Source organism: Rhodococcus sp. NS-SX18 (genome assembly GCF_057367935.1).
This window is the reverse complement of the sequence record NZ_CM170633.1, coordinates 2,196,910-2,209,510: the sequence shown is the minus strand read 5'-3', so window position 1 is coordinate 2,209,510 and position 12,601 is coordinate 2,196,910. Positions and strand designations below refer to the sequence as shown.

The 12,601-nt window shown below is 70.5% G+C and carries 14 protein-coding genes; 1 reads left to right on the top strand and 13 read right to left on the bottom strand.

Annotated elements, in window-relative coordinates:
- Positions 1-101 precede the first annotated feature (101 nt).
- The 6 genes from AC2IPW_RS10310 to AC2IPW_RS10285 form a co-directional block, all read right to left on the bottom strand.
- The gene (locus AC2IPW_RS10310) at positions 102-416 is read right to left on the bottom strand and encodes a DUF2469 domain-containing protein (RefSeq protein WP_003939014.1); all 315 of its coding nucleotides are present in this window, start codon (positions 414-416) and stop codon (positions 102-104) included.
- Positions 417-453: 37 nt separating this feature from the next.
- On the bottom strand, positions 454-1,152 hold the full coding sequence (locus tag AC2IPW_RS10305) for a ribonuclease HII (protein WP_003939015.1): 699 nt from the start codon (positions 1,150-1,152) through the stop codon (positions 454-456).
- A complete protein-coding gene (gene lepB / locus AC2IPW_RS10300) occupies positions 1,149-1,907 on the bottom strand; it encodes a signal peptidase I (RefSeq protein WP_486376989.1) in 759 nt (252 codons plus the stop codon). Before lepB ends, AC2IPW_RS10305 begins: the two co-directional genes overlap by 4 nt.
- A 108-nt stretch (positions 1,908-2,015) precedes the next feature.
- Positions 2,016-2,357 (bottom strand): 50S ribosomal protein L19, encoded by a 342-nt coding sequence (rplS, locus tag AC2IPW_RS10295; RefSeq protein WP_003939017.1) that lies wholly within the window; start codon positions 2,355-2,357, stop codon positions 2,016-2,018.
- Positions 2,358-2,442: 85 nt separating this feature from the next.
- Positions 2,443-3,348 (bottom strand): hypothetical protein, encoded by a 906-nt coding sequence (locus AC2IPW_RS10290; RefSeq protein ID WP_289382075.1) that lies wholly within the window; start codon positions 3,346-3,348, stop codon positions 2,443-2,445.
- Positions 3,349-3,495: 147 nt separating this feature from the next.
- Entirely contained in the window at positions 3,496-5,841 is a 2,346-nt protein-coding gene (locus AC2IPW_RS10285; protein WP_486376818.1) for a Tex family protein, read from the bottom strand.
- Between the two features lie 162 nt (positions 5,842-6,003).
- Here AC2IPW_RS10285 and AC2IPW_RS10280 point away from each other — a divergent pair, with 162 nt between their 5' ends.
- Entirely contained in the window at positions 6,004-6,960 is a 957-nt protein-coding gene (locus tag AC2IPW_RS10280; RefSeq protein ID WP_486376817.1) for a hypothetical protein, read from the top strand.
- A 10-nt stretch (positions 6,961-6,970) separates the two neighbouring features.
- Here AC2IPW_RS10280 and trmD read toward each other — a convergent pair whose 3' ends face one another.
- The 7 genes from trmD to ffh form a co-directional block, all read right to left on the bottom strand.
- Positions 6,971-7,672, bottom strand: a complete 702-nt coding sequence (gene trmD / locus AC2IPW_RS10275) for a tRNA (guanosine(37)-N1)-methyltransferase TrmD (protein ID WP_003939021.1) — start codon at positions 7,670-7,672, stop codon at positions 6,971-6,973.
- 6 nt (positions 7,673-7,678) lie between these two features.
- Positions 7,679-8,236: a ribosome maturation factor RimM gene (rimM, locus tag AC2IPW_RS10270; RefSeq protein WP_486376816.1), complete on the bottom strand. Its 558-nt coding sequence runs from the start codon at positions 8,234-8,236 to the stop codon at positions 7,679-7,681.
- 10 nt (positions 8,237-8,246) lie between these two features.
- A complete protein-coding gene (locus AC2IPW_RS10265) occupies positions 8,247-8,489 on the bottom strand; it encodes an RNA-binding protein (RefSeq protein WP_003939023.1) in 243 nt (80 codons plus the stop codon).
- Positions 8,489-8,929 (bottom strand): 30S ribosomal protein S16, encoded by a 441-nt coding sequence (gene rpsP, locus AC2IPW_RS10260; RefSeq protein WP_003939024.1) that lies wholly within the window; start codon positions 8,927-8,929, stop codon positions 8,489-8,491. The genes AC2IPW_RS10265 and rpsP overlap by 1 nt, the downstream gene beginning before the upstream one ends.
- A gap of 176 nt (positions 8,930-9,105) precedes the next feature.
- Positions 9,106-9,852: a CPBP family intramembrane glutamic endopeptidase gene (locus AC2IPW_RS10255; protein ID WP_486376815.1), complete on the bottom strand. Its 747-nt coding sequence runs from the start codon at positions 9,850-9,852 to the stop codon at positions 9,106-9,108.
- Complete coding sequence (locus tag AC2IPW_RS10250) at positions 9,849-10,943, bottom strand: amidohydrolase family protein (RefSeq protein ID WP_486376814.1); 1,095 nt, start codon at positions 10,941-10,943, stop codon at positions 9,849-9,851. The genes AC2IPW_RS10255 and AC2IPW_RS10250 overlap by 4 nt, the downstream gene beginning before the upstream one ends.
- A 6-nt stretch (positions 10,944-10,949) precedes the next feature.
- On the bottom strand, positions 10,950-12,527 hold the full coding sequence (gene ffh / locus AC2IPW_RS10245) for a signal recognition particle protein (RefSeq protein ID WP_486376813.1): 1,578 nt from the start codon (positions 12,525-12,527) through the stop codon (positions 10,950-10,952).
- Between the last annotated feature and the right edge of the window lie 74 nt (positions 12,528-12,601).

Below are 12,601 nucleotides of genomic sequence, written 5' to 3'. Positions count from 1 at the left end.
GGGCGCGGCCGGGGAACAGCGCGTGGCCGAATGTCACACCGCTTCGATCGAATCGAAGGAATGTGACATTCGGCCGACGGGACGCGAAGGGGGTGAGCGGGCTATCCCAGTTTGTCGGGCAGGCGCAGGTCGGGCTTGTCGAGCTCTTCGATGTTGACGTCCTTGAAGGTGATGACCCGGACGTGCTTGACGAAGCGGGCGGGGCGGTACATGTCCCACACCCACGCGTCGGACATGCGCACTTCGAAGTACACCTCGCCGCCGGAGTTGTGCGGGAGCAGCTCGACCGCATTGGCGAGATAGAACCGTCGCTCGGTCTCCACGACGTACGCGAACTGACCGACGATGTCCCGGTACTCCCGGTACAGCGAGAGTTCCATCTCGGTTTCGTACTTCTCGAGATCCTCGGCACTCATCGGTCTCGGTGTCCTCCCGTTCTGGTGTGTCGATCCATCATCCCGCATCTGCCTCGTCGGAGCCGAATCGGCCGTGGCCGGGGTCGTCGCCGAGGAGGGCGGCGACGTTGGCGTATCGCAGGCGATGCTCCCGGCTGGGGCCGAGATCGCGCAGCGCCGCCATGTGCGCGGCGGTGCTGTAACCCTTGTGGACAGCGAAGCCGTAGCCGGGCAGCTCGCCGTCGAGGTCGACCATGATCCGGTCCCGGGTGACCTTGGCGAGCACGCTCGCCGCCGCGATGCAGGCCGCTGCGGCGTCCCCGCCGATGACCGGCAGCGACGGCGCCGGCAGGCCCGGAACCCGGAACCCGTCGGTGAGAACGTACCCGGGCGCGACGGACAGCCGCATCACCGCCCGGCGCATGCCCTCGATGTTGGCCACGTGCACACCGATGGCGTCGATCTCGGCGGCCGGCACGATCACCACGCTCCACGCCACCGCGCGGCGTCGGATGATCGGGAACAGCTCCTCCCGGGTCTTCTCGGTGAGCTTCTTGGAGTCGTCGAGACGCGCGAGCGTCGGGTGCGGTCGGGGATCGAGGATGCACGCGGCGACGACGAGCGGTCCGGCGCAGGCGCCCCGGCCCGCCTCGTCGACCCCCGCAACCGGCCCGAGCCCGCACCGCACGAGCGTCGACTCCATGGTGCGCAGGCCCGCGGACCTGCGGATCACAGCGCGCGGCGGCCACGGGGTCACGGTTGCTGGATCTCCGGGGAGTCGATGGTGCCCCACCGCGAGGGCGGCAGGACGATGAACCGGGCCTTGCCGATGACGTTGTCGACCGGGATGGTGCCCTGGTTCTCGTCGGCGACGTGGTAGCGCGAGTCCGCGGAGTTGGAGCGGTTGTCGCCCATGACCCAGAGGTGGCCGTCCGGCACGGTGACCGGACCGAAGCAGCGGCCCGAGCGCACCTCGGTCTCGCAGGTGACCACGCCGGGGGTGAACGGGAAGTCCATCTCGATGTACGGCTCGTCGAGGGGCCGGCCGTCGACGAGGACACGGCCCTGGTCGTCGCAGCATTCGACGGTCTGCCCGCCGACGGCGATCACGCGCTTGACGAGGTCGTTCTCGTCGGGTGGGACGAGGCCGACGAGGGAGCCGACCTCCTGCATGCCGCGGATCACGACGTTGTCGGAGCGGGTGGAGACGTAACCGGCGGACCAGGAGTCGGGGCCGCGGAAGACCACGACATCGCCGGGCCGGGGATCGCCGAAGCGGTAGCCGATCTTCTCGACGACGATCCGGTCGCCGGTGCAGCCGGGGCAGCCGTGCAGGGTGGGCTCCATCGACTCCGAGGGAATCAGGTACACCCGCGCGACGAAGGTCTGGAGCAGGAAGCTCAGCACGAGCGCGACGAGGATCAGGACGGGCAGTTCCCGCAGGAACGACTTCTCCTTCTTGTCCTGCTTCCGATCGCGTCCGGGCGTGTCGTCGGTGCTGTGCTGCTGCATCTCCGGCACGGCCGGGTCTCGCGATGAATCTGCCACCGAATCAGAGTAGCCCGGCCCGGAACGGATCCGGACCGGGCTACTCGGGGCCTGACGGTCAGCGCGTGACGATCAGCGCTTTTCCTTGATCTTGGCGGCCTTGCCGCGCAGCTCGCGCAGGTAGTACAGCTTGGCGCGGCGCACGTCACCGCGGGTGACGACCTCGATCTTGGCGAGGTTGGGGCTGTGCACCGGGAAGGTCCGCTCGACGCCGACACCGAACGAGACCTTGCGCACGGTGAAGGTCTCGCGGATGCCACCGTTCTGGCGACGGATCACGACGCCCTTGAAGACCTGCACGCGCTCCTTCGAGCCCTCGATGACCTTCACGTGCACGTTCAGGGTGTCGCCGGCACGGAAGTCCGGAATGTCGTCGCGCAGGGACTTGGCGTCCAGGAAGTCCAGGGTGTTCATCGGTTGTCATCCTCGCTTGTTCGCATGAGCAGAGGAACCGAGCGGCATCCACCGGAAGGCGGTACTCGACTGGTTCGTGCCCAGGTCAGGTATGCGTGCCCGAGCCGGGCAACCCGTCAATTGTGCCAGACGGTGCCGGGGTGGCGGAAATCGGCGGAGGTGCGGCGTGCACGGTGCGGGCCAGTTCGACTTCGGCGGCGACGCGCGAGTGCTGGACGGCTCCCTGCACGGTGTCCATCGTGGGTTTGCCTGCGACGAGGTCCTGCACGAAGATCTTCGCCCGGATCACCGGGCGTCGGTAGCGCCGCTCGCGTTCGATCGCGCGGCGCATCTTGCGGGTCTTGCCGGTGTAGCGCCAGCGGGCCCAGGGTGCGCCGGGCCGCGACAGGCGCACCGCCCCGACCAGCAGCAGAGGGAAGACGAACAGACCGATCAGGCCCGTCCAGATCTTGCCCTTGGCCAGCACGACCGCCGCGAGGGCCAGATTGCCGAGGGCGGAGACGGCGATCAGGGTGCGGGTCACCCACGACGGGTCCTCCCGGAAATTGGTGACGTCGGCGAATTCGAGGGGCTGCAGGCCGAGCAGCACCAGGCCGGTGACGGCGATCGCGACGAAGACCGCATCGACCGAGACGCGACCCTCCTGCTCCCAGTACACGTCGTTGAGGTAGAAGATCAGGGCGAACTCGTCGAGCACGAGCGCGGTGCCGATGCCGAAGAGCGCGGCCAGAGCCGCCCCGGTGGTCTGCGTGCCGTCCTCGTAGACGGCGATGAGGGATCCGCCCGCGACCACCATGGTGACGACGCCGAACACCACGTGGTGCACGTGATGGCCGCCGGGGGTGACATTGCCGGGCCACCAGCGCACCTGGGCGCGGATCATGCGGACGCTGAACCGGATGAACAGGAACGCGAGGAGGAAGCCGAGCAGGAAGAACAGCAGGGGCAGGCGCCCGCGGTCGACGATCTCGCGTTGCAGCCACTCGGTCACGGCCGTCACGGCGCGATCGCCCTCGGGACTCTGCCGGCGGGGCGGGGCGGGGCCTTCGGCGCGCGGCCGGTCGTCACCGTGGGCTGCATGCTCCCGAGGATGTCAGGAACCGGGCCGCGCCGGTAGTCGGCGCGGCCCGGGCGGCATCTACTTGCCGAATCCGGCGCGCCGCAACGCGTCCGCCATCGAACCGGCGGCCGGCGGGGCGTCCTGGCGACGGCCGCCGCGGCGAGCACCCTGCCCCTGTCCGTCCTGACGCCTGCCCTGCTGCCGGCCACCCGGCCGACGTCCGCCCCGGTCCTGCGGACCGCGCGAGTCGTCGCCGGATGGGGCCCCGGAGGCCGGGATCTCGTCGTCGAGGCGCAGCGTCAGGCCGATCCGCTGCCGCGGCACGTCCACGTCGAGCACCTTGACCTTGACCACCTCGCCGGACTTGACGACGTCGCGCGGATCCTTGACGAAGCTGCGGGACATCGCGGACACGTGCACGAGACCGTCCTGGTGCACCCCGACGTCGACGAACGCGCCGAACGCCGCGACGTTGGTGACCACGCCCTCGAGCACCATGCCGGGTTTCAGGTCGGCGACCTTCTCGACGCCGGCGGCGAACGTCGCGGTCTTGAACTCCGGGCGCGGGTCGCGGCCCGGCTTCTCGAGTTCGGCGATGATGTCGGTGACCGTGGGCAGGCCGAAGCGGTCGTCGACGAATTCCTCCGGGCGCAGGCGCCGCAGCACCGCGGTATTGCCGACCAGTTCGCGCACGTCGCTGCCGGTGCGTTCGACGATGCGCCGCACGACCGGATACGCCTCCGGGTGCACACTCGACGCGTCGAGCGGATCGTCGCCGTTCGGGATGCGAAGGAAGCCGGCACACTGCTCGAACGCCTTCGGGCCGAGGCGCGGCACCGCGGTGAGGTCCCTGCGGCTGCGGAACGGTCCGTTCCCGTCGCGGTACGCGACGATGCTCTCGGCGAGAGACGACGCGATACCCGACACCCGGGCCAGGAGCGGGACCGACGCGGTGTTGACGTCCACGCCGACGGCGTTGACCGCGTCCTCGACGACCGTGCCGAGGGAGCGGGCGAGCAGCGTCTCGGACACGTCGTGCTGGTACTGGCCGACACCGATGGACTTGGGGTCGATCTTGACGAGCTCGGCGAGCGGGTCCTGCAGGCGCCGGGCGATGGACACGGCACCGCGGATCGACACGTCGAGGTCCGGCAGTTCCTTCGACGCGTACGCCGACGCCGAGTACACGGACGCGCCGGCCTCGGACACCACGATCTTGGTGAGGTTCGTGGCGCCGGATTTCGCGATCAGTTCGGTGGCGAGGGCATCGGTCTCGCGGGAGGCGGTGCCGTTGCCGATCGCGATCAGTTCCACACCGTGCTGCGCGACGAGCCGTGCCAGGGTGGCCAGGGCCTGGTCCCGCTTGTTGTGCGGCTGGTGCGGGTAGATCGTGTCGTGCGCGACGACCTTGCCGGTGGCGTCGACGACGGCGACCTTGGTGCCGGTGCGGAAGCCGGGGTCGAGTCCCATCGTCGGCCGGGTGCCGGCGGGGGCGGCGAGCAGCAGGTCGCGCAGGTTCGCGGCGAACACGTCGACGGCGTCCTTCTCGGCGGACTGCCGCAGCCGCATGCGGATGTCGAGGGCGAGGGAGACGAGCAGTTTGGTGCGCCACGCCCAGCGGACGGTGTCGAGCAGCCACTTGTCGGCGGCCCGGCCCTCGTCGGCGATGCCGAAGCGGGCGGCGATGCGGCCTTCGTAATAAGTGCGCTGCCCGGGCTCGGGTTCCGCGGAGTCCGGTTCGAGCGACAGGCTCAGCACCTCCTCCTTCTCGCCGCGCAGCGCCGCCAGGATGCGATGCGAGGGCAGGTCGGGGAAGGGCTCGGAGAACTCGAAGTAGTCGGCGAACTTGGCGCCCTCGGTTTCCTTTCCGGGACGGACGGTGGACTTCAGCTGGCCGCGGGTCCACATCGCCTCGCGCAGCTCGCCCACCAGGTCGGCGTCCTCGGCGAAGCGTTCGACGAGGATGGCGCGGGCGCCGTCGAGCTGTTCGGCGCTGTACTGCGCGGGATCGGTGGCGGGGTCGCCGAGGAGGGCGTCGGCGACGGGCTCGTGGCCGGCCTCCCGCGCGATCTGCGCCTTGGTACGGCGCTTCGGCTTGAACGGCAGGTAGATGTCCTCGAGCCGGGCCTTGGTGTCGGCGAGCAGGATCTGCGTGCGCAGCCCGTCGTCGAGCTTGCCCTGGGATTCGACGGACTCGAGCACCGCCGTGCGGCGCTCGTCGAGTTCACGCAGGTATCGCAGGCGTTCCTCGAGTTGCCGGAGCTGGGCGTCGTCGAGCCCGCCGGTGACCTCCTTGCGGTAGCGGGCGATGAACGGCACCGTCGCGCCGCCGTCGAGCAGGTCGACCGCCGCAGCGACCTGACCTTCCCGGACGTCGAGTTCCTCGGCGATGCGCTGATTCACGGTCTTGAGAGCGGTCGTCACAGCGGTCGACCCTACCGCTATCCTTCCTCCGCCCTCGGTGACGCGGACGGGCTCCGCCCTCGGTGACGCGGACGGGCTCCGCCCTCGGTGACGCGGACGGGTGTGCCCGTCTCCTCGACGGTGGGACGAGTACGTCGGACAATCGAGCGCAGGAGGGTAGGCATGTCCCGGGTGCGCGGCGGACGCTGGGCGATGCTGGCGCTGTCGTTGCTGACGGCAGCGACGGTGGGGGCGTGCGGTCCGGAACCGGTCGTGTCGCCGGTCGCTCTGCCGTCCGCCGCCGTCGAGTCCCCCGGTCCGCTCGAACCACTCGGGTCGCTGGCCGACCGGATGACGGCGGCGGCGGCGACCGCGGCCGGTCGCGGCGCGGACGTCACGATCGCCGCGCTCGACCGGCGGACCGGGCTCCGGGTCGTCGGTGGCGTCGACGCACCCGTCGAGACCGCGTCGGTGGCCAAGCTGTTCATCGCCGACGACCTGCTGTACCGGGCGGCGACGGGCGAATTGCCGCTCGGCGGCAGCGACTACGACCGGATCGCCGCGATGCTCGAGTCGTCGGACGACTCGGCGGCGAACGACCTGTGGTTCCGGCACGGCGACTCGGAGATCGTCGAGCGCACCGCCACCCGGCACGCGCTCACCGGTACCGTCGCGCCGGCGGACGGGCTGTGGTGGAACACCGTCACCACCGCGTCGGACCTGCTCACCTGGTACGCGGATCTGCTCGACGGCACGGGCGGGCTGGACGAGTGGGGCCGCGCGACGATCGTGGGGCACCTGCGTGCCGCCGGTCCCGTCGGCGCCGACGGGTACGACCAGCGATTCGGGTTGCCGGACGGGCTGAGCGACACCACCGGGCTCGGCGTCAAGCAGGGCTGGATGTGCTGCCTGGACGGGCACTGGATCCATCTGTCCACGGGGTTCGTCGGGGAGGACGAGCGGTACGTGCTGGTGGTGCTCTCCCGCGAACTCGTGCACTACGACGTGGACGACGACCGGTGGACCGATCTGCCGGACACGGCGCTGTTCGATGTGACCGGGGATGCGAGCGCGCAGCACGCGCGGGAGACGGTCACCGAGGTGGTCCGCACGGTGTTCGGCAGCGCCGGGACGCACTGAGCGCGGTCGGTCAGTCGGCGAGCAGGTCGGGTCGGCGTTCGCGGGTGCGTTCGAGCGCCTGTTCCCGGCGCCACGCGGCCACCTTGGCGTGGTCCCCGGACAGCAGTACCGGCGGCACGTCGAGGCCGCGCCAGCTGACGGGGCGGGTGTAGCTGGGGCCCTCGAGCAGACCGTCGGAGAACGAGTCCTCCTGGTGGGACTGCTGATTGCCGAGGACGCCCGGCAGCAGCCGCACGACGGCCTCGGTCATGACGAGGACGGCGACCTCGCCGCCGATGAGGACGTAGTCGCCGATGCTGACCTCTTCGACGCGTACCCGGCGCGCGGCGTCGTCGAAGACGCGCTGGTCGATGCCTTCGTAGCGGCCGCAGGCGAACACGATGCGCTTCTCGCCGGCCCAGCGCTGCGCGGTGGCCTGGTCGAACGGCACACCGGCCGGGGTGGGGACGACGAGCAGCACGTCCGGGTCGGGTTCACCGTCGGGTCCGGCGAGCACGTCGTCGAGGGCGGGCCCCCACACCGTGGGTTTCATGACCATGCCCGGTCCCCCGCCGTACGGCGCGTCGTCGACGGCCTTGTGCACGTCGTGGGTCCAGTCCCGCAGATTGTGGATCCCGACGGAGACGAGCCCCTTGTCGATGGCCTTGCCGAGCAGCGCGACACGCAGCGGCTCGAGGTATTCGGGGAAGATGGTGACGACGTCGAAACGCACGGGAGGTTATGTCTCCGAGCCGAAGTCGGGGTCGAGCAGACCCTCGGGCGGATCGATCTCGATGACACCGTCCGCGAGCGAGACCGTCGGGACGATCGCGGTGACGAACGGGATCAGCAGTTCGCGCTGTTCGTCGCCGGCCGGCCGGACGGAGAGCAGTTCGCCGGCGGCGGTGTGCAGCACCTCGCGGACGGTGCCGATCTCGGTGCCGGCGTCGGGCCGGCCCGCGACGATGCGTACGGACAGTCCCTCGAGTTCGTGGTCGTAGAACTCGTTCGGATCGTCGGACGGCGGCAGATCGGCGCTGTCGACGACGAACAGGGTGCCGCGCAGGGCGTCGGCGGCGCTGCGGTCGGTGACGCCCCGCAGGCGCAGCAGAAGCCGCCCGGAGTGTTCCCGGGCGGCTTCCACCGTGTACGTCTGCAGGGTCTGCTCGCGGGGCTTGCGGCCGTGCAGCACCGCGCCGACGGCAAAGCGCTCCTCGGGTTCGTCGGTGCGAACCTCGACGACCACCTCACCCTTGATGCCGTGCGACTTGGCGACACGGCCCACCACGAGCTCCACCGCGGTGCGCCTACTGGTCGGTGTCGACAACGTCGACGCGGATCCCGCGGCCTCCGATGCCGGAGACGAGGGTCCGCAGGGCGGTCGCGGTGCGGCCACCGCGACCGATGACCTTGCCGAGATCGTCGGGGTGCACGTGCACCTCGACGGTGCGCCCCCGACGGCCCGTGATCAGCTCGACGCGCACGTCGTCGGGGTTGGCGACGATCCCACGGACGAGATGCTCGACGGCATCGGCGACAACGGCGCTCATTACTCGGCAGCCTCGGTGGACTCGGAGGACTCCTCCGCGGCGTCTTCCTTGGCGGCCTTCTTCTTCTTGGGCGTGATGGCCTCGGCAGCCGGCTCGTTCTCGGCCTGCGCGAGGGCAGCCTGGAACAGCTCGAGCTTGGACGGCTTGGGCTCGGCCTTGCGCAGGGTGCCCTCGGTGCCGGGCAGGCCCTTGAACTTCTGCCAGTCGCCGGTGATCTTGAGGAGGTTCTCGACCGGCTCGGTCGGCTGCGCACCGACGCCGAGCCAGTACTGCGCCCGCTCCGAGTCGATCTCGATCAGCGAGGGCTCTTCCTTCGGGTGGTACTTGCCGATGGTCTCGATGGCGCGGCCGTTGCGGCGGGTGCGCGAGTCGGCAACCACGATGCGGTACTGCGGGTTGCGGATCTTGCCGAGACGGGTGAGCTTGATCTTGACAGCCACTGCTGCGAATCTCCTTCGGCGCATGCGAAATACGCCTGTCACGTGCAATTCGGACGACGCGCCCTTCTGGCACGCCCGGTTTTGCCTCTATCCTGTGACCGCCGCGCGGTACGTAACCGGATGCGACGACAGCGGACCATTCTGCCAGATCCGCCCGGTGGGACGAAAACGACAGGTCAGAGCAGCAGCAGCAGGCCCAACGCGGGCAGGGTGTTGTTGAGCGAATGCGCCACCCAGGACGAGAACACCGACCGGCTGCGCAGCCGCGCGAACCCCATCGCCGCGCCGCCCCACAGCAGCACCGGCAGCCGCCACCATTCCTGATGCCACATGGCGAACACGACCGTGGTGATCGTCAGGACGCCGATCGGGCGTCCCCACCACCGGTCGGGCCGGCGTTCGAGCGCCCCCCACAGCATGCCGCGGAACATCAGTTCCTCGCCGAGGGGAGCGCCGAACCACACCCAGGCCACGAGCAGCAGTTTCCATCCCACGGGCAACCCGACCAGCGCCGTGAACGGGGAATCGGCCGCGTCGATTCCCAGGGCGACGACGAGGATCGCTGCCAGGATCAACGCGCCGAGCAGCGCGATCCCCCCGCCGAGCAGGCCGATCCCGAGCTGGTCGCGGAACTCGGGCCACGACCGCGGCAGTCCGAAGTCGGCGACGGGCCCGCACCCACGCCACACGCTGAACGCGAGGGCCGCCGCTCCGGCGAGCAGGGTGGGGGCCATGATGGCCAGCACGTACGTCTCGGCGACGAAGCCCTCCCCGGCCAGGACCGGTCCCAGCGTGAACCCGACGAGGTTGACGGCCAGCACCACCAGCGCGGCGGGAATGCCCCATCGGTGCGCGGGCCGGGACGGGGCGGGCCGTGCGGGAGCCGCAGCGGTGTCCGGGTCGGGTGGTTCGGGGGCGGTCATGCGCAGGCGGCACGACGGGTGACGACGGCACCCCGGAGCATCACCAGATCGGGCCGGGCCAGCACGTCCGGGCCGCTGCGCGGGTCCTGTGCGTACACCGTGAGGTCCGCCGACGTGCCCGGCTGGAGGCTCGGGTACCCCAGCCAGGTGCGGGCCGCCCAGCTGGCGGCGCCAAGCGCCTCGGTCGGGGTCAGCCCCGCCTTCCCGAGGGCGGCGACCTCGTCGGCGATGCGACCGTGCCGCACCGAGCCGCCGGCGTCGGTGCCGGCGTAGATCGGGATTCCGGCGTCGCGGGCGGCGCCGACGGTGTCCGCGACGCGGGCGTGCAGGTCCCGCATGTGCGCCGCATAGGCCGGGAAGCGGGTGGCCGAGTCGGCGATCTCCGGGAAGTTGTCGATGTTGACCAGCGTCGGCACGAGGGCGGTGCCCTGCGCGGCCATGGCGGCGATGGTGTCGTCGGTCAGTCCCGTGCCGTGTTCGACACAGTCGATCCCGGCGGCGAGCAGGCCGGGCAGTGCGTCCTCCCCGAACACGTGCGCGGTCACGCGCGCCCCCTCCCGGTGGGCCGCGGCGATCGCCTCGACGAGGATCTCGTCCGACCACAGCGGAGCGAGATCGCCGGTGTCGCGGTCGATCCAGTCACCGACGAGCTTGACCCAGCCGTCACCGGCACGGGCCTGCCGTACCACTTCGTCCGGCAGTTGCGATTCGTCTTCGAGATCGACGGGCAGGCCGCGGATGTAGCGCTTGGGCGCGGCGATGTGCCGTCCCGCGCGCACGATCCGCGGCAGGTCGGCCCGCTCGTCGAGATGCCGGGTGTCGACCGGCGATCCCGCGTCGCGCAGCAACAGCACCCCGGCGTCACGTTCGGTGACGGCCTGCGCGACCAGTCCGCCCGCGTCCTCCGCGCCGCCACCGAAGCGGATCCCGACGTGGCAGTGGGCGTCGACGAGACCGGGCAGGATCCAGCCGTCGGCGGCGAGCAGTTCGGCCCCGGGGATCGGCTCGGCGGCGAACGTGCCCTCGTCGTCGATCCACAGCTCGATCGGTTCGCCGTCCGGCAGGGACCGTCCGCGCAGGGTGAACGCCACGGCGGTCTACTTCTTCGGCAACTTCAGCTGCGAGAGGTCGAAGTTCTCGAGACCGGGCGGCAGCTCGTCGAGGCCCTTCGGCATCTTCGACAGATCCGGGAACCCGGCGGGCATGCCCCCCATGCCGGGCATGCCGGGCATGCCGCCGGGGAACCCGCCCTTGATCTTCGGCGGGGTCGGCCCGCGGCCGCCCTTCTTGCCCTTCTTGCCCTTCTTCGCGCGCTGCGGCTTGCGGGATCCGGGCATTCCCATCCGCCCGGCCATCGCGGCCATCATCTTGCGGGCCTCGAAGAACCGGTCGACGAGCTGGTTGACGTCGGAGACCTTGACGCCGGAGCCGTTGGCGATGCGCAGCCGCCGGGAGGCGTTGATGATCTTCGGGTTGGCGCGTTCCGCCGGGGTCATGCCGCGGATGATCGCCTGGATGCGGTCGAGCTGCTTCTCGTCGACGTTCGCGAGAGCATCCTTCATCTGGCCCGCACCCGGCAGCATGCCGAGCAGGTTCGCGATCGGACCCATCTTCCGCACGGCCATCATCTGGTCGAGGAAGTCCTCGAGGGTGAGCTCACCGGAACCGATCTTCGCGGCGGTGGCCTCGGCCTGCTGCGCGTCGAAGACCTGCTCGGCCTGCTCGATGAGGGTGAGCACGTCGCCCATGCCGAGGATGCGGCTGGCCATGCGCTCGGGGTGGAAGACGTCGAAATCCTCGAGCTTCTCACCGGTCGACGCGAACAGGATCGGCTGGCCGGTCAGCTCGCGGACGCTGAGGGCGGCACCGCCGCGGGCGTCGCCGTCGAGCTTGGTGAGCACCACGCCGGTGAAGCCCACGCCGGCGCGGAACGCCTCGGCGGTGCTCACGGCGTCCTGGCCGATCATGGCGTCGAGCACGAACAGCGTCTCGTCGGGCTGCACGGCGTCGCGGATGCCGGCGGCCTGGGCCATCAGCTCCTCGTCGATGCCGAGGCGGCCGGCGGTGTCGACGACGACGACGTCGTAGTGCTTGGCGCGGGCCTCCGCGACGCCGTCGCGGGCGACGTTCACCGGGTCGGCGGCGGTGATGCCGAGCGGGTTCTCGCCTCCGCCGATCGAGGTGCCGGGGTGCGGGGCGAACACCGTCGCGCCGGCGCGCTCGCCGACGATCTGCAGCTGGGTGACCGCACCGGGTCGCTGCAGGTCGCAGGCGACGAGCAGCGGGGTGTGCCCCTGGTCCTTGAGCCACTTGGCGAGCTTGCCGGCGAGGGTGGTCTTACCGGAACCCTGCAGACCGGCGAGCATGATCACCGTGGGCGGGGTCTTGGCGAACTGCAGCCGACGGGTCTCACCGCCGAGGATCCCGACGAGTTCCTCGTTGACGATCTTGACGACCTGCTGGGCGGGGTTGAGCGCGCCGTGCACCTCGGCGCCCTTGGCGCGTTCCTTGATCTTGGCGATGAACGAGCGCACCACGGGCAGTGCGACGTCGGCCTCGAGCAGCGCCAGGCGGATCTCCCGGGCGGTCGCGTCGATGTCGGCGTCGGAGAGGCGCCCCTTGCCGCGCAGGTCCTTGAGGGCTCCGGTCAACCTGTCGGAAAGGGATTCGAACACCGAATGCGCTCCTGGGTCTGGCGAAGATGCGGACAGTTCTGCGTTCCAGGGTAGCCGTTCGCGGCACGAGTTCT